At 71.1% G+C, this 15,786-nt stretch carries 15 protein-coding genes; 6 read left to right on the top strand and 9 right to left on the bottom strand.

What is annotated here, in order from left to right:
* Window positions 1-174: 174 nt before the first annotated feature.
* Window positions 175-1,266, bottom strand: a complete 1,092-nt coding sequence (locus V8Z80_RS06570) for a glycosyltransferase family 4 protein (RefSeq protein WP_336061431.1) — start codon at window positions 1,264-1,266, stop codon at window positions 175-177.
* Between the two features lie 147 nt (window positions 1,267-1,413).
* Between V8Z80_RS06570 and V8Z80_RS06565 the strand changes: the two genes are divergently transcribed.
* Window positions 1,414-2,766 carry an alanine/glycine:cation symporter family protein gene (locus V8Z80_RS06565; protein ID WP_336061430.1) on the top strand — a complete coding sequence of 451 codons (1,353 nt, stop codon included), beginning with the start codon at window positions 1,414-1,416 and terminating at the stop codon, window positions 2,764-2,766.
* Window positions 2,767-2,835: 69 nt separating this feature from the next.
* Here the strand turns inward: V8Z80_RS06565 and V8Z80_RS06560 are convergent, their stop codons facing one another.
* Window positions 2,836-3,090 (bottom strand): DUF1289 domain-containing protein, encoded by a 255-nt coding sequence (locus tag V8Z80_RS06560; RefSeq protein ID WP_336061429.1) that lies wholly within the window; start codon window positions 3,088-3,090, stop codon window positions 2,836-2,838.
* A 128-nt stretch (window positions 3,091-3,218) separates the two neighbouring features.
* Entirely contained in the window at window positions 3,219-4,382 is a 1,164-nt protein-coding gene (metK, locus tag V8Z80_RS06555; protein WP_336061428.1) for a methionine adenosyltransferase, read from the bottom strand.
* A gap of 294 nt (window positions 4,383-4,676) precedes the next feature.
* Here metK and V8Z80_RS06550 point away from each other — a divergent pair, with 294 nt between their 5' ends.
* From V8Z80_RS06550 to xerC, 5 genes are all read left to right on the top strand, one after another.
* Window positions 4,677-5,594 (top strand): lysophospholipid acyltransferase family protein, encoded by a 918-nt coding sequence (locus V8Z80_RS06550; protein ID WP_155197438.1) that lies wholly within the window; start codon window positions 4,677-4,679, stop codon window positions 5,592-5,594.
* A complete protein-coding gene (locus V8Z80_RS06545) occupies window positions 5,591-6,508 on the top strand; it encodes a lysophospholipid acyltransferase family protein (RefSeq protein ID WP_155197436.1) in 918 nt (305 codons plus the stop codon). The genes V8Z80_RS06550 and V8Z80_RS06545 overlap by 4 nt, the downstream gene beginning before the upstream one ends.
* 57 nt (window positions 6,509-6,565) lie before the next feature.
* On the top strand, window positions 6,566-7,462 hold the full coding sequence (dapF, locus tag V8Z80_RS06540) for a diaminopimelate epimerase (protein ID WP_336061427.1): 897 nt from the start codon (window positions 6,566-6,568) through the stop codon (window positions 7,460-7,462).
* 61 nt (window positions 7,463-7,523) lie between these two features.
* Complete coding sequence (locus V8Z80_RS06535) at window positions 7,524-8,198, top strand: DUF484 family protein (RefSeq protein ID WP_155197156.1); 675 nt, start codon at window positions 7,524-7,526, stop codon at window positions 8,196-8,198.
* A 5-nt stretch (window positions 8,199-8,203) separates the two neighbouring features.
* Complete coding sequence (gene xerC, locus V8Z80_RS06530) at window positions 8,204-9,160, top strand: tyrosine recombinase XerC (RefSeq protein ID WP_336061426.1); 957 nt, start codon at window positions 8,204-8,206, stop codon at window positions 9,158-9,160.
* 24 nt (window positions 9,161-9,184) lie between these two features.
* On the opposite strand, the gene V8Z80_RS06525 is transcribed toward xerC, so the two are convergent.
* The 6 genes from V8Z80_RS06525 to V8Z80_RS06500 form a co-directional block, all read right to left on the bottom strand.
* Window positions 9,185-11,272, bottom strand: coding sequence for a TonB-dependent receptor domain-containing protein (locus V8Z80_RS06525; RefSeq protein ID WP_336061424.1), 2,088 nt, complete (start codon window positions 11,270-11,272; stop codon window positions 9,185-9,187).
* 111 nt (window positions 11,273-11,383) lie between these two features.
* Window positions 11,384-12,496 (bottom strand): nickel/cobalt transporter, encoded by a 1,113-nt coding sequence (locus V8Z80_RS06520; RefSeq protein ID WP_442951947.1) that lies wholly within the window; start codon window positions 12,494-12,496, stop codon window positions 11,384-11,386.
* On the bottom strand, window positions 12,487-13,080 hold the full coding sequence (locus V8Z80_RS06515) for a DUF1007 family protein (protein ID WP_336061582.1): 594 nt from the start codon (window positions 13,078-13,080) through the stop codon (window positions 12,487-12,489). Before V8Z80_RS06515 ends, V8Z80_RS06520 begins: the two co-directional genes overlap by 10 nt.
* A gap of 50 nt (window positions 13,081-13,130) precedes the next feature.
* Complete coding sequence (locus V8Z80_RS06510; RefSeq protein ID WP_336061423.1) at window positions 13,131-14,204, bottom strand: metal ABC transporter solute-binding protein, Zn/Mn family; 1,074 nt, start codon at window positions 14,202-14,204, stop codon at window positions 13,131-13,133.
* Window positions 14,201-15,079, bottom strand: coding sequence for a metal ABC transporter permease (locus V8Z80_RS06505; protein WP_336061422.1), 879 nt, complete (start codon window positions 15,077-15,079; stop codon window positions 14,201-14,203). Before V8Z80_RS06505 ends, V8Z80_RS06510 begins: the two co-directional genes overlap by 4 nt.
* A complete protein-coding gene (locus V8Z80_RS06500) occupies window positions 15,076-15,786 on the bottom strand; it encodes a metal ABC transporter ATP-binding protein (RefSeq protein WP_336061421.1) in 711 nt (236 codons plus the stop codon). Before V8Z80_RS06500 ends, V8Z80_RS06505 begins: the two co-directional genes overlap by 4 nt.

Raw genomic sequence — 15,786 nt, 5'->3', positions numbered from 1 at the left:
AGCCTGCAAGACCGGGGGAAGAGGAAAGCCTCGCCCGTGCCCCGGCTTGCAGGGTTGGACGAGCGCGGTTTCTGCCCGGCCAGCGGGCCGAGCGTGCCGGGCGCCAGGGCGCACCGGCAAGGAAACGATCCTGAGCCTGGCGGGTGGTGCCGGCCAGCGCGCCCGGCAAGGCGGCTAGCGGACGACGCGCGACCCGTCGCAACGCTCCTCAGGAAGCCCGCATTGTATACCCGCCACCTGGGGCGCGTCAGCAGTCCGGTGCGCGGGCGCCAGGGGCACCAGGGCATCGAGCAGCTCGCCGGCAATGACGTCCCAGGTGCGGCCCAGCGTGCGCTCGCGCACCTGCTGGCGGTCCAGGCCCAGGGCGCCATGGCAGGCCCGCGCAAGATCGGCGTGCACGCAGCCGGTCACGCCTTCCTCGACCACCGCGCAGGGCGCGGCGCCTGGCAGTGCGGCCACCGGCGTGCCGCAGGCCATGGCCTCGAGCATCACCAGGCCGAAGGTGTCGGTCAGGCTGGGAAAGACGAAAACATCGGCGGCCGAGTACAGCGGCGCCAGGCGGTCGTGCGGCACCATGCCCAGGAACACCGCGTCCGGGTACTGCTTGCGCAGGCGCGCGGCGTCGGGCCCGTCGCCGGCCACCACCTTGCTGCCGGGCAGCTCCAGCGCCAGGAAGGCGTCCAGGTTCTTCTCGCGCGCCAGCCGGCCCACGCTCAGGTGGATGGGCCGGGGCAGCCCGGCCAGCGCCAGCCCGTCGTCCGGGGCAAACTGCCGGGCATCGACCCCGCGCGCCCAGACCTGCATGTTGGCAAAGCCGTGGGCCGCCAGCTGGGTGCGCAGCGTGTGGGTGGGCACCAGCACCTTCTGCGAGGGCCGGTGGAACCAGCGCAGGTAGCGGTAGGTAAGCGCCGCCGGCACGCCCATGCGCAGCTGCAGGTATTCGGGAAAGGCGGTGTGAAAGGACGTGGTGAAGCGCCAGCCGCGCGCCAGCGCCAGCGACCGGGCGGCCATGCCCAGCGGGCCTTCGGTGGCGATGTGCAGCGCATCGGGTACGCGCGCGCCCAGCAGGCGGCGCAGGTGGCGGCCGGGGTTGATGCACAGGCGCAGGGCGCGCTCGCTGGGAGCCGGGATGGTCAGCGAACCCGAGGGGCCGATAACCTCGAGCGTGTGGCCCCAGCCGGCCAACACGCGCTGCACCGAGGTCCAGGTGCGGACGACGCCGCTGACTTGCGGATGCCAGGCATCGCTGACGAGCAGGATATGCATGGGCGGCTCCCGGCCGTTTCGATGCCGGAAATTAGGCCACAGACACATGACAAGTCCAATACATCCGGGACGCCACCGGCGTTACCATTGCGCTTGGCGCCACGGGCGCCGCCCGTCCATTTCCTATCCCCATCCTGCGGAGGCGCCATGGCCGCGCTCGAATCTTTCGTCAATTCCCTGAACGGCATCGTCTGGGGTCCCCTGATGCTGGTCCTCATCCTGGGCACCGGCCTGTTCCTCATGCTGCGGCTGGGGTTCATGCCGCTGTCCAGGATAGGCACCGGCTTTCGGCTGATGTGGCGCAACCGCGTCAAGGGCGATGCCGCCACCGGCGACATCAGCCCCTTCCAGGCGCTGATGACCAGCCTGGCCGCCACGGTGGGCACCGGTAACATCGCCGGCGTGGCCACCGCCATCTTCCTGGGCGGCCCGGGCGCGCTGTTCTGGATGTGGTGCACCGCGCTGGTGGGCATGGCCACCAAGTACAGCGAGGTGGTGCTGGCCGTGCACTACCGCGAGAAGGACCCGCGCGGCGAATTCACCGGCGGGCCGATGTACGCCATCCGCAACGGCCTGGGCCCGCAATGGCGCTGGCTGGGCCTGGCCTTCGCGCTGTTCGGCGGGCTGGCCGGCTTTGGCATCGGCAACATGGTGCAGGTCAACAGCATGGCCGACGCCCTGCAGACCTCCTTCGACGTGCCCCAGTGGCTGACCGGCGTGCTGACCATGGTGCTGATCGGCATGGTGGTGCTGGGCGGCATCCGCCGCATCGGCAAGGTCGCCTCGGCGCTGGTGCCCTTCATGTGCGTGGCCTACATCCTGGCCTCGGTGATCGCCCTGATCGTCATGGCCGACGCCATCCCCGCGGCCTTCGGCCTGATCTTTACCCACGCCTTCACCCCCATCGCGGCCACCGGCGGCTTTGCCGGCGCGGCCGTCATGGCCGCCATGCGCTACGGCGTGGCGCGCGGCATCTTCTCGAACGAGGCGGGCCTGGGCACCGCCGGCATCGCGCAGGCGGCCGGCACCAGCGACAGCCCGGTGCGCTCGGGCATGATCGGCATGATCGGCACCTTCATCGACACCATCGTCATCTGCACCATGACGGGCCTGGTGATCGTGTGCTCGGGCCTGTGGACCGAAGGCGCCAGCGGCGCGCCGCTTTCGGCGGCGGCCTACGGCCATGCGCTGCCGGGCGTGGGGCAATACATCATCGCCGTGGCGCTGGCGGTGTTCGCCTTCACCACCATCCTGGGCTGGAGCTACCTGAGCGAGCGCTGCTGGGAGTTCCTGGCCGGCGTGCGCGCCGTCATGCCGTTCCGGATCATCTGGGTCATCGCCGTGCCCTTCGGCGCGCTGGCCCAGCTGGAGTTCGCCTGGCTGCTGGCCGACACGCTCAACGGCCTGATGGCGATTCCCAACCTGATCGCGCTGCTGCTGCTGGCGCCGGTGGTGGTCAAGCTCACGCGCGAACACTTCGCCAAGCAGCCCCAGAGCTGAGCCGGCAGGCGGGCGGCGCCGCCGCCCGCGCCGTGCGTGACCCGGGCCGGCCCGGCGCGCGGCGCGCCCCTAGCGGTTGCGGCGGGGATACCCCTGGGCGCGGATGCGCTGCCAGACCACTTGTTTTTCGCCTTCCTCCATGAACACCCAGTTGGCGACCTCCATGGCGGTGCGGCCGCAGCCGCGGCACACGTCGTCATAGAGCGTGGAGCAGACCGCCACGCAGGGCGAATCGGTAAAGGCGAAGGTATCCCGGCCCGAGCCGGCGGGCGCGCCGGTATCGGCCGGGAAATCCGGGGAGGTCGTATCGTCGGGGTGAAGCATGGAGCTAGCTTAGCACCGGGCTTGCGTCCCCCATTTCAAGTCCCTGGGGGCGGCCGGGGTATCGGCGCGGGCCGGGTGGCCGCCCTCGGCGGCCGCACGGCCGGCCGCCACGCCGCCCGCCGCCGGCCTCAGACAGCCTTCTTCAGCGCGGCCGCCTTGTCGGTGTGTTCCCAGGTGAACTCGGGCTCGGCGCGGCCGAAGTGGCCGTAGGCCGCGGTCTTGGCGTAGATGGGCCGCAGCAGGTCGAGCATCTGGATGATGCCCTTGGGACGCAGGTCGAAATGCTCGCGCACCAGCTTGGCGATCTGGTCGTCGGGAATGACGCCGGTGCCTTCGGTGTAGACCGTGATGTTGATGGGCTCGGCCACGCCGATGGCGTAGCTGACCTGCACCTGGCACTGGCGCGCCAGTCCGGCGGCCACCACGTTCTTGGCCACGTAGCGGGCGGCATAGGCCGCCGAGCGGTCGACCTTGGAGGGATCCTTGCCCGAGAACGCGCCGCCGCCGTGCGGGCACGCGCCGCCGTAGGTGTCCACGATGATCTTGCGCCCGGTCAGGCCGGCATCGCCCTGCGGGCCGCCGATGACGAAGCGTCCGGTGGGGTTGACCAGGAACTTGGTCTTGGGCGTGATCAGGCCGTCGGGAAAGCTGGGCTTGATGATGTCCTCGATGACGGCCTCGCGGATGGCCTGCTGCGAGATTTCCGGCGCGTGCTGGGTCGAGAGCACCACGGTATCGACCTCGACGGGCTTGCCGTCGACGTAGCGGAAGGTGACCTGCGACTTGGCGTCGGGGCGCAGCCACGGCAGGCGGCCGTCCTTGCGCAGTTCGCTCTGGCGCTGCACCAGGCGGTGCGAATACCAGATGGGCGCGGGCATCAGGTCGGGGGTTTCGTCGCAGGCGTAGCCGAACATCAGGCCCTGGTCGCCGGCGCCCTGGTTCAGGTAGTCCTCGGAACTGCGGTCCACGCCCTGGGCGATGTCGGGCGATTGCTTGTCGTAGGCGACCAGCACCGCGCAGCCCTTGTAGTCGATGCCGTAGTCGGTGTTGTCGTAGCCGATGCGGCGGATGGTGTCGCGCGCGACCTGGATGTAGTCGACGTTGGCCGTGGTGGTGATTTCGCCAGCCAGCACCACCAGGCCGGTGTTGCACAGGGTCTCGGCCGCTACGCGGGCGTTGGGGTCCTGCGTGAAGATGGCGTCCAGCACGGCATCGGAGATCTGGTCGGCGACCTTGTCCGGATGGCCTTCGGAAACGGATTCGGAAGTGAAGAGAAAATCGTTGTGGGCCACGGTTTACGTCCTGTTTTGTCCGGCGGCCGGCCAAGGCTGGCGGACGGGTTGAACGGGGCGCGTTGCCCCGGACTCAGCAGGCAGGACGCTGATCTGGGCGCGACGCTTTAGCGGTTCGGGAACCGGACGGCGCCAGGCGCCATCCCGCACTTGTCGCCCCGCAAGTTGTCGGTTAACTCGGCGACGGAGCCATTTTAAGCGAAAATGTCATGTTGTCGCGTTCTTGCCGCAGGAGCCGGCCGCCGGCTCGCCGGCCCGCCGCACCCTTGCTGCGGCCCCTCCCGGATCCTGCCGATGCTGCTAGCCCTGTTCCGCCTGCTTGCCTGCCTGCCCTTGCCTTGGCTGCAAGGGCTGGGGCGCGGACTGGGCAGGCTGGTCTATGCCCTGCCGGGCAAGTACCGCGACCGCCTGCGCGCCAACGCGGCGCAGGCCGGCTACGACGACCCGGCCTTCGCCCGCCGCGCGGCCGGCGAAACCGGCGCCATGATCCTGGAGCTGGCCCGCGTGTGGTTCCGCGGCGAGCGGAGCCTGGCGCAGGTCGTCAGCGACGACGAGGCCATGGTGCAGGCCGTGCGCGACGAGGGCCGCGGCATCCTGTACCTGACGCCGCACCTGGGCTGCTTCGAGATCACCGCCCGCTACGTGGCGCGCATCGCGCCGCTCACCGTCATGTTCCGCCCGCCGCGCAAGGCGGCGCTGGCGCCCATCATGCAGGTGGCGCGCCAGGCCGAGGGCCTGCAGGTGGTGCCCGCCACCCAGGCCGGCGTGCGCGCCTTCGTGCGCGCGCTGCGCGCCGGCCAGGCCATCGGCATGCTGCCGGACCAGGCCCCGGGCGTAGGCGAAGGCGTCTGGGCGCCCTTCTTCGGCCGCATGGCCTATTCGGTCACCCTGCCTGGCAAGCTGGCCACCCAGACCCGGGTGCCGGTCATCCTGGTGGCCGGCGAGCGCCTGCCGCGCGGACAAGGCTGGCGCATGCACTATGTGCGCGTGCCCGAGCCGCTGCCCGACTCGCCGCAGGCGCAGGCCGCGCTCATCAACCAGACCATGGAAACGCTGATCCGCCGCTTTCCCGAGCAGTACCTGTGGGGCTACCACCGCTACAAGACGCCCAAGGGCGCGCCGCCCGCGCCCGGGCTGCCCGGCGCGGCGCGGGCAGCCGGGCAGGAACCCGGCCAAGGGCGCGAACATGGCCCGGGACGGGAGCAGGCATGAGCCAAGGCGTCTCCCCCGCGGCCGCCCGCGGCCTGAAGTACCGCGCCCTGCGCGCGCTGTTCCGCCATTTCGGCCGCATGCGCCCGGCCGCCCGCCTGCGGCTGGGCCGCTGGCTGGGCGCGCTGGCCTACCGCTGCGTCAGGCCGCGCGTGAAGGTGGCGCGCCGCAACCTGGAGCTGTGCTTTCCGCAGATGTCCGAAGCCCGGCGCGAGGCCTTGCTGCGCGAGCATTTCCACGCGCTGGCGCAATCGGTGGTGGACCGCGGCGTGCTCTGGTATGCGCCGCCCGAAAAGGTGCGCGAGATGGTCGCGCTCTCGGGCTACGAGCACCTGCAGCGCCAGTTGGACGCCGGCCAGTCGTGCATCCTGCTGGCGCCGCACTTCATCGGCCTGGACGCGGCGGCCTCGCGCCTGACCATGCAATGCCCCTCGGGCGCCACCATGTACGCGCCGCAAAGCGATCCGGCCGTCGACGCCATCGTGCGCGAAGGGCGCACGCGCTTTAACGACGTGCACCTGGTCAGCCGGCGCGACGGCGTGCGCAGCCTGCTGCGCCACATCCGCGCGGCCCGCCCCATCTATTACCTGCCCGACATGGACCTGGGCCGCAAGGGCGCGGTCTTCGTGCCGTTCTTCGGCGTGCCGGCGGCCACCATGCCGTCCACCGCGCAGATCGCCCGCACCTGGCAGCTGCCGGTGCTGCCCGTGCTCAGCCATTGGGACGCGGCCACGGGCCGCTATCACATCGAAGTGCTGCCGCCGCTGGAGGACTTTCCCGGCGAGCAGGACGCCGAAGCCGCCACCGCGCGCCTGAACGCCCTGCTCGAGCAATGGGTGCTGCGCATGCCGGCGCAGTATTACTGGGTGCACCGGCGCTTCAAGACGCGTCCGGCGGGGCAGCCCAAGCTCTACTAGGCCGCCCCGGCCGAACCGGCACTACAGCGGCGCCGGCAAGTAGGCGATAATCCCCCGATGACCTGGACCTTCACCAAAATGCACGGTGCCGGCAACGACTTCGTCGTGCTGGACGGCGTGCGCGCCGCCATCGAGATGACGCCGGCGCGCGCGCGCGCGCTGGCTGACCGCCACCTGGGCGTGGGCGCCGACCAGATCCTGCTGGTCGAGCCGGCCACGCGCCCGGACGCCGATTTCCGCTACCGCATCTTCAACGCCGACGGCAGCGAGGTCGAGCACTGCGGCAACGGCGCGCGCTGCTTCGTGCGCTTCGTGCACGAACAGGGCCTGTCCGACCGCAACCCGCTGCGCGCCGAGATCGCCACCGGCATCATCGTGCTGGACGAAACCGCCGACGGGCGCGTTACCGTCGACATGGGCCAGACCCGCTTCGAGCCCCAGGCCCTGCCCTTCGACCCGGCCGGCCTGGCCTGGCGCACCGAACACCACGACACGCTGTGGCAGCTGCCCCTGGAAGGCGAGGCCGCCCGGACCGGCGACTCGGCCTGGCTGTCGCTGGTGGCCATCTCCAACCCGCACGCGGTGCAGCTGGTCGAGGACGTGGACCGGGCGCCGGTAGCCGTCCAGGGCCCCTACATCGAGTCGCATCCGCGCTTTGCACGGCGCGTGAACGCCGGCTTCATGCAGGTGCTCGACCGCCACACGCTGCGCCTGCGCGTCTACGAACGCGGCGCGGGCGAAACCCTGGCCTGCGGCACCGGCGCATGCGCCGCGGTGGCCGCCGGCATCCGCCGCGGCCTGCTGGACTCCCCGGTGGCGGTGCACACGCGCGGCGGGCGGCTGGACATCGATTGGGACGGCCGGCAGTTGCGCATGACGGGCCCGGCCACCACCGTCTTTACCGGCACGCTGGACATCGACGCACTGGTGGCCAGCCTGCCCGATGCGCGCTGACGCCGTGCGCGCCCCCGCGACCCCCTCCGCCCCCGCGGCACAGTAGAAGGACCCTGCCCTCATGACCCCCGACGCGCTGACCGCCGAGACCGTTGCCCGTTTCCTGCAGGCCCATCCCAGCTTCCTGTCGGACCACGCCGACGTCTTCGCCACGCTGGAAGTGCCGCATCCGCACCAAAGCCGCGCCATCTCGCTGGGCGAGCGCCAGATCGTCGCCCTGCGCGAGCGCCAGCGCGAACTCGAGCTGCGCCTGGGCGCGCTGGTGCACAACGCCACGGCCAACGAAACCATCGGCAAGCGGCTGCATCAATGGAGCCTGCGCCTGCTGGCCGAGGCCGACGCCAGCCGCCTGCCGGCGGCCATCACCCTGGGCCTGGCCGAGCTCTTCGGCTTGCAGGAAGCGGCGCTGCGGGTCTGGGGCCCGGTGGCGCCGGCCGAGCACGATCCGGCCGGCCAGCCGGTCTCGGAAGATTGCCGCGCCTTCGCCGACACGCTCAAGCAGCCCTATTGCGGCACCGATACCGGCTTCGAGGCGGCGCAATGGCTGGCCGCCAAGCCCGGTTCGCTGGCCATCGTGGCGCTGCGTCCGCAGGCCGGGGAGCCGGCCATCGGCCTGCTGGTCCTGGCGGCCGAGGACGCCGAGCGCTTCGTGCCGGATATGGGCACGGACTTCCTGGACCAGATCGGCGAGCTGGCCAGCGCGGCGCTGCGCCGGCTGCGCCCCGCGGCGGACTGACGGCCATGGCCAGCCTGCCCGAAAGCATGACGCGCTGGCTGGAACACCTGTCCAAGACGGTGCGCTATTCGGCGCACACCTTGCAGGGCTACACGCGCGACCTGGCCAAGCTCGCCGAGTTTGCCGGCGGCACGCCGCCCGAGCAGCTCGGTGCCGCGCAGCTGCGCCAGTACCTGGCCCGCTTGCATGGCCAGGGCATGAGCCCGCGCAGCCTGGCGCGCACCCTGTCGGCCTGGCGCGGCTTCTTCAAGTGGTGGGCGCCGCAAGCCGGCATGCCCGCCAATCCCACCGACGGCTTGCGCGCGCCCAAGGCGCCGCGTTCGCTGCCCAAGGCGCTGTCCGTCGAGCAGGCCATGGGGCTGCTCGATCACGCCGGCGCCCGCCAGGGCCACGACGCGCTGGCGCGGCGCGACCACGCCATGTTCGAGCTGTTCTACTCCAGCGGCTTGCGGCTGTCCGAACTCACCAGCCTGGACGTGTCGTACCGGCGCGTGCCCGGCTACGAGTCGCGCGGCTGGATCAACCTGGCCGAATCCGAGGTGCTGGTGCTGGGCAAGGGCGGCAAGCGCCGCGCCGTGCCGGTGGGCAAGGCCGCGGCGCAGGCCATCGAACGCTGGCTGGCCGAGCGGCCCGCCCTGCTGGCGCCCGGCGCGGGCGAGGACGATGCCGCCGCCCTCTTCCTGGGCGCGCGCGGGCGGCGCATCGCGCCGCGCGTGGTGCAGGCGCAGCTTGCCAGGCTGGCGGTCTCGGCGGGCCTGCCGGCGCATGTGCACCCGCACGTGCTGCGCCACAGCTTCGCCAGCCACGTGCTGCAGTCGGCGCAAGACCTGCGCGCCGTGCAGGACATGCTGGGCCACGCCAACATCTCCACCACGCAGATCTATACCCGGCTGGACTTCCAGCACCTGGCGCGCGCCTACGACCAGGCCCATCCGCGGGCCGCCCGCAAGCGCGAAGGCTAGGGGCCGTCCACGGGCCCCAAGGCGCTAGAACGCCGTGCGCACGCCCAGCAGCACGCTGCGCCCGGGCAGGGGCGCGGCGCGCGAGATGAACGAGGCGTGGTTGTAGGCCAGCTTGTCCAGCAGGTTGGTGCCGCGCAGGTACACCTGCGTGTCGGCCCCGGCCAGCTGCGTGGAATAGGTCACCACGGCGTCGAGCCGGTTGTAGCCGCCGGTCTCGTCCTCGTAGTCCGACACCTTGGACTGGCGGAAGATGCGCGAGAACTCCAGCCCCGCCCCCCATTGGGCCCAGTCGGCGTTCAGCCGCACCCCGGCGCGCATGGCCGGGATGCGCGGCAGGTTGCCCGCGTCGCCGGTGAACCTGCCGCGCACGTAGTCGCCGAACACCGCCGCCGAATACACCGGCGTGAAGCGATGGCGCACCTCGCCCTCCACGCCGTTGAAGACCGCGTCGTGCTGGGCGTATTCGATCAGGCGGAAATCCTCGTAGCGGTCCAGGGTCTGGGCGTAGATGTAGTTCTTGACCCGATTGTGGAAGGCGCTGATGCTGAAGGTGGTGGCCCCTTCGGTCTTGCGCAGCGTCAGGTCGATGTTGCGCGAGGTCTCGCGGTCCAGGTCCGGGTTGCCGATCTCGTAGGTATTGGTGGCCAGGTGGATGCCGTCGGCGTACAGCTCCTGCGCCGTGGGCATGCGCTGCGAACGCGACACCGACAGGGCGATGGCGTATTGCGGGGCGAACTCCCAGATCGCCGCGGCCGACAGCGAGGTGGCGCGATGGCGCTTGGCATCGCCCTGCTCGGGCGAGATGCGCTGCCAGTCCTGGCGCGCGCCGGCCTCGAAGCGCCAATCGCCCAGGCGGTATTCCTCCAGCAGGAAAACGCCGGCGCTGCGCGTGCGGCTCTCGGGCAGGAAGCCCTCGGTGCCCTCGGCGCCGAAGTCGCTGCGCGCGCCCTGCACGCCGATCACGCCGCGCCAGCCTGCCAGCGGCTTGTGGGTCAGCTCCACCCGCCCGTCATAGCCGCGGTTGGTAAAGCGCGTGCCCACCTCGCCGTCCTCGATCTCGTCATGGCGATAGCTGGTCAGGCCGGCCCGGAAACGGATTCTCTCGAAGCCGGCGAAGGGATCGCGGTATTCGCCGCGCAGGTCGCCGCGGTTGCTGCGCAGCTTCACATAGGGCACGCCGTGTTCGTGGGCGTGGTCATGGTCGTGATCGTGGCCGTGTTCCTCGTCATGGCCGCCGTGGCCATGGCCGTGGCCATGATCATGGTCGTGGCCGCCGCAATGCAGGTGGTCGCCGTGCGGATGGCAGCTTTCGTAGTCGTGGCTGTGCCCGGGCAAGCCGTAGCGCGAATCCAGATAGGTGTAGGACACGCCGGTATAGCCGCGCGGCGTCACCCAGGACACGCCGATGCTGCCCGAGCCGCTGCGGCTGTAGGAGCCTTCCAGGCGCCGGCTGCTCCAGTCGGGCACGCGGTAGTCGTCCGATTCGCGCTTCATGCCTTCGATGCGCACGGCCAGCCTGCCGCTGCCGGCGGTGATGCCCACCGCGCCGGCCCGCTCGCCCGTGCCGGTGGCGCCGCGCACTTCGGCCTCGCCCTCGAAGCCGCGCTCGGGCACGGCCGTGGGGATCCGCCGGTCCAGCACATTGACCACGCCGCCGATGGCGCCGCCGCCATACAGCAGCGTGGCCGGCCCGCGCAGCACCTCGATGCTTTGCGAGAGCATGGGCTCGACCGTCACGGCATGGTCGGGCGACACCGCCGAGGCGTCCATCAGTTCCGAGCCGTCGGACAGCACGCGGACCCGCGGCGCCGTCTGGCCGCGTATCACCGGCCGGCTGGCGCCGCCGCCGAAGGTGTCGGAATGGATGCCCGGCTCGCCATCGAGCGTATCGCCCAGCGTGGGCTGGCGGCGCAGGCGCAGCGCTTGGCCCTGCAGCTTGATGGCGGGCGTGGCCGTGCTCTCCAGCTCGGTATCCAGGGCGCTGGCCGAGATCGTGACGGGCGCGAGCTGCACGGCGGGCGCTGGCGCCCGGGCGGCGGCCTGCTGGGCGCCGGCCGGCAGGCAATAGGCCACGGCAAGCGCCGCGGCCAGGGGATGCAGGGAACCACGCATGGCAAATCCTTCCGGAACGGGGACGAACAAAGACCGAAATGATATAACATAACAGTATTTGGTTCGATAGCCGTGCCCTTGCGGCGGTGCGCCGCACGCAAAGCCAGGCCGCTACGCCGCCAGCTTGCCGCCCAGCAGCAGCAGCCCAAGGGCCAGCACGAGCAGCGCCGCGCCCGCCTCGATGCCCACGCGCAGGCGCGCTGCCCAGGCGCTTTGCCGCCCACCCAGGCGCACCGTAAGATTGCCGGCCACCAGCGTGGCGCCCGCCAGGGCGGCGACGGTCAGGCCGGTGCCCAGCCCCATGGCCAGCGCCGAGGCAATGCCGGCCCAGTAGAACTGCTGCGACAGCGCGAACACCAGCACGATGATGGCGCCGGTGCAGGGCCGCAAGCCCACCGACAGCACGGCAGTCCAGGCGCGCCGCCAGTCCAGCCGCCCGGCGATCTGGGAAGGATCGGGGATGTGGGCGTGTCCGCAGCCGCAATGCTCGTCGTGACCGTGACTGTGGCCGTGGTGGTGGTGGCCATACTGGTGGTCATGGTGGTGGCCGTGGTCATGGTGGTGGTGGTGGCCGTGATGCATGCCGCCGCCGTCGTGACGATGCCCAGCCTGCGTCCAGGCAAGCGCCGCTTCGTTGCGCCCGGCATGCAGCCTGCGCCGGCCCAGCGCGCGCAGCAGCGGCAGCAGCGCCCGCCGCCAGGTCAGCCACAGGCCCAGCAACAGCACCAGCAGGTACGAGCCGGTTTCCAGCCACCAGGTGGCGCGGTTCATCACCGCGCCGGTCACGTTCAGGATGAGGCCGGCCACGGTGACCAGCACGATGGCGGTAAGCGCCTGGACCATGGCCGAGGCCAGGGCCAGCAAGGCGCCGTTGCGCACGGTCTGGCGGTTGGCCAGCACGTAGGAAGAGATCACGGCCTTGCCGTGGCCGGGCCCCAGGGCATGGAACACGCCATAGGCGAACGACAGCCCGGCCAGCAGCCAGCCCGCCGAAGGGTCTTGCTGCCAGGCGCGCAGCGCGCCGGTCAATTGACGGTAGAAATGCGCCTGCCAGGCCGACATCTGCGCATAAAAGCCGGAGAGCCAGCCGCCTGTGCCCGCCGTCGTGGTTTCGGGCACGCCAAAGGGGTGGGAGGACTGCGCCAGCGCCAGCCCCGGCAGGACCAGCAGCATGGCCAGCACGGCGCAGCGCAGCAGGCGCGGCGGCGGGAGCGTCAGGAGCATCGGACTTCTAGGCGATGGGTCAGGGACTTGGTGATGGCGAAAAGCTCTTCGGGCAGGACGCTGGGATCCGGGTCGGGCGGGATCTCGGCCAGCTGCTGCATGGTCTTCCAGTCGAGCTCGCGCGGCGGCCGGTAGGCCACCGCGCAGCCGGCCTGCGCCGGCGCGATGCGCACGGTCTCGTCCTCGAAGGCGTAGGCCACGAAGAAGGTCGGGTCATAGATGTCCACGTCGGCCTGCAGCGGCCCGGGCGGCAGCGGCTCGGCCAGGGGCAGCACGAAGGACAGCGCCAGGCGCGAGGAGGCCTGGTCCCAATGCACGCGGGCATCGCGCGGCGTGCCGAAAGGCAGCGAGCGCCCCCCCACGGTGACCCGCGTGAAGTAATGGCTCTCGGGCACGCCCAGGGCCTGGATCCAGTCCTGGGCCATGCTTTGCAGCACGGCTGGCGGATAGTTGCCCTGCTTGTCGCGCGCCTGGCCCTGCATCGCATAGACCGAGAACATTTCGTCGAAGAGCCAGTATTGATCGATCGCCGTCATGCGGCCCTGCTCGTCGAAGACGATGGTGGCGCGCGCGTCGATCCACATGTGCGGATGCGCATGGGCGCGCCAGGGCAGCAACAGGGCGGCAAGCAGCATCAAGGGCGCAAGGCCTCCAGGAATCGTGAAGCGTTCCATTCGAGCAGATCCAGATAGGTGGCGGCGGGTTGTCCCGCCTCGGACAAGGCGTCCGAATACAGCGTACCACCCGCTTTCGCGCCCGTTTCGCGCGCGATCTGTTCGACCAGCCTGGGGCTGGAAACGTTCTCGACAAAGACCGCCGGCACCTGCTTTTCCTTGACCTGCCGGATCAGGCGCGCCATGTCCGCGGCCGAAGGCTCGGCCTGCGTGGAGACTCCCGCGACCGCCATCAGCGTCAGGCCGTAAGCACGGCCGAAATAGGCAAAGGCCTCGTGCGAGACGACGGCCCGCCGCCGCTCGGCAGGCAGGGCCTGGAAGGCCTGCGCCAGCCGCTCGTGCAGCGCCGAGAGCCTGCCGGCGTAGGCTTGCGCGCGCTCGCGATAGGCCTGTGCATTGGCCGGGTCGGCCTGGGCCAGCCCTTGGGCGATGTTCAGCGCATAGCGCGCGCCCAGGCGCGGGTCCTGCCAGGCATGCGGATCCCATTCGCCGTGCGCGTGGCCGTGATCGTGGCCGTGGCTGTGGCTGTGTCCATGTCCGTGGCTATGCTTGTGATCCTTGCCGTGTTCATGCTTATGGCCTTTGCCGTGGTCATGGCCGTGGCTGTGATCGTGGTCGTGATCATGGTCATGGCCGTGGTCGTGGTCATGGCCGTGCCCCGCGAAGCGCAGCGGCTCGATGCCGGCGCTGGCCACGATGGTCTGGCCGGCGAAACCCGCCGACCGGGTCAGGCGGGGCAGCCAGGCCTCGAATTCCAGCCCGTTGACCACCAGCACCTGTGCGTCGGCCAGCTTGCGGGCGTCGGCCGGCGTGGGTTCGTAGGCATGCGCATCGCCCCCGCGTCCGACCAGCGTCTGCACCGAGACGTCCGGCCCGCCTACCTGTTCGGTGATGTCCTGGAGGATGGAAAAGCTGGTCACCACTTTCAGCGGCTCGGCCACGGCAGGCCCGGCCAGCAGGACGCCGGACAGGGCCAGCGCCAGGGCGGCAAGCGCGCCGCGCCGCGGGATCGAGGGCAAGGACAACGATTTCATGGCAAGTCTCCAAGGGTCGAGGAAGGCCCGCGCCGGCGCAGCAGCCCGCCCTGGGGCCCGGCCGCCACCGACAGCGCGTAGAACAGGCCGGCGGTCAGGATGATGGCGGCCGAGGCCGGCACGTTCAGATGGAAGGAAAGCAGCAGCCCGAGCACGCAGGCGCTCATGCCCAGCGCCATGGATAGCGCAAGCTGGCGATCCAGCGTGGCGCACCAGAAGCGCGCGGCGGCAGGCGGCAGCATCATCAGCCCCACCGCCATCAAGGTGCCCAGCACCTGGAAGCCGGCCACCAGGTTCAGCACCACCAGGCACAGGAACCCCATGTGCGCCCATCCGCCAGCCGCGCCCACTGCGCGCGCGAATCCCGGGTCCATGCACTCGGCCACCAGCAGGCGATAACAGGCGGCCAGCGCCAGCAAGGTGATGGTGGCGCTGACGGCCACCAGGTACAGCGCGTCGTCGTCCAGGCCCAGCACCGTGCCGAACAGCAGGTGCAGCAGGTCCATGCTGGAGCCGCGCAGCGATACCAGCAGCACGCCCAGGCCCAGCGATATCAGGTAGAAGGCCGCAAAGCTGGCGTCCTCGCGCAAGGGCGTGCGCCGCGCCACGAAGCCGGCCAGCAGCGCGACCGCCAGGCCGCTGGCCAGGCCGCCGGCCAGCATGGCGCCCAGCGACAGCCCCGAGACCAGGAAACCCGCGGCCACGCCGGGCAGGATGGCGTGCGCCAAGGCATCGCCCATCAGGCTCATGCGGCGCAGCACCAGGAACACCCCCAGCGGCGCGCAGGCCGCGGCCAGCGTGAGACTGCCGGCCAGCGCCCGGCGCATGAAGCCGAAATCCAGGAAAGGCGAGAGCAGCGCCTCGTAAAGCGTCACGCCAGCCACTCCACGCTCGACTGGCGGGCGTAGGCATCCAGCACCTGGGCGGTATCGCCCCAGGCCGCCGCGCCCCCCGCCAGCAGCAGCGTCTGCGGGAAGGCCTGGCGCACCAGGGCCAGGTCGTGCAGCACGGCAATGACGGTGCGGCCCTGCGCGTGCCAGCGCGAGATCACCGCCATCAGCACCTGGACCGTGGCGCGGTCCACGGCGGCAAACGGCTCGTCCAGCAGCAGCAGCCTGGCGTCCTGCACCAGCAGCCGCGCGAACAGCACCCGCTGGAACTGTCCGCCCGAAAGCGCCTGCAGCGAGCGGTCGGCGCAATCCTGCAGGCCCACCGCCTCCAGGGCTTCCCAGGCCCGCTCCCATTCGCCGGCGGGCATGCGCCGCCAGGCGCCCACCCGATGCCAGGCGCCCATCAGCACCGCGTCGATGACGCGCAGCGGGAAGCTGCGGTCCAGCCGGGCGGCCTGCGGCAGCCAGGCGCGCGAGGCGGCATGACGCGGCGCCAGGCGGACGGTGCCCGACACAGGCGCAAGCTCGCCCATGAGCGTCTTGAGCAGGGTGGATTTGCCGGCCCCGTTGGGGCCGGCCACGGCGGTCAGCGAGCCGGCGGCGAAATCGCCCGTCAGGCCGGCGGCGACGACGCGCCCCGGCCAGCCCAGGCTGACCGCCTGCAGGCTGGCCGCCGCCTGCTCCGGCGCCAC

The sequence above is a fragment of the Orrella sp. JC864 genome, from assembly GCF_037026685.1.
In the GTDB taxonomy this organism is placed as follows: Bacteria; Pseudomonadota; Gammaproteobacteria; order Burkholderiales; family Burkholderiaceae_B; genus Orrella.
Note: the sequence above shows the minus strand (reverse complement) of the source record. Positions and strands in the feature narration are given on the sequence as shown.

What these genes read in the sequence shown, in the direction of transcription:
- V8Z80_RS06570 (WP_336061431.1), bottom strand. Translation starts at nt 1,266, where the DNA reads ATGCATATCCTGCTCGTCAGCGATGCCTGGCATCCGCAAGTCAGCGGC.
- V8Z80_RS06565 (WP_336061430.1), top strand. Translation starts at nt 1,414, where the DNA reads ATGGCCGCGCTCGAATCTTTCGTCAATTCCCTGAACGGCATCGTCTGG.
- V8Z80_RS06560 (WP_336061429.1), bottom strand. Translation starts at nt 3,090, where the DNA reads ATGCTTCACCCCGACGATACGACCTCCCCGGATTTCCCGGCCGATACC.
- V8Z80_RS06550 (WP_155197438.1), top strand. Translation starts at nt 4,677, where the DNA reads ATGCTGCTAGCCCTGTTCCGCCTGCTTGCCTGCCTGCCCTTGCCTTGG.
- V8Z80_RS06545 (WP_155197436.1), top strand. Translation starts at nt 5,591, where the DNA reads ATGAGCCAAGGCGTCTCCCCCGCGGCCGCCCGCGGCCTGAAGTACCGC.
- dapF (WP_336061427.1), top strand. Translation starts at nt 6,566, where the DNA reads ATGACCTGGACCTTCACCAAAATGCACGGTGCCGGCAACGACTTCGTC.
- V8Z80_RS06535 (WP_155197156.1), top strand. Translation starts at nt 7,524, where the DNA reads ATGACCCCCGACGCGCTGACCGCCGAGACCGTTGCCCGTTTCCTGCAG.
- xerC (WP_336061426.1), top strand. Translation starts at nt 8,204, where the DNA reads ATGGCCAGCCTGCCCGAAAGCATGACGCGCTGGCTGGAACACCTGTCC.
- V8Z80_RS06525 (WP_336061424.1), bottom strand. Translation starts at nt 11,272, where the DNA reads ATGCGTGGTTCCCTGCATCCCCTGGCCGCGGCGCTTGCCGTGGCCTAT.
- V8Z80_RS06520 (WP_442951947.1), bottom strand. Translation starts at nt 12,496, where the DNA reads ATGCTCCTGACGCTCCCGCCGCCGCGCCTGCTGCGCTGCGCCGTGCTG.
- V8Z80_RS06515 (WP_336061582.1), bottom strand. Translation starts at nt 13,080, where the DNA reads ATGTGGATCGACGCGCGCGCCACCATCGTCTTCGACGAGCAGGGCCGC.
- V8Z80_RS06510 (WP_336061423.1), bottom strand. Translation starts at nt 14,204, where the DNA reads ATGAAATCGTTGTCCTTGCCCTCGATCCCGCGGCGCGGCGCGCTTGCC.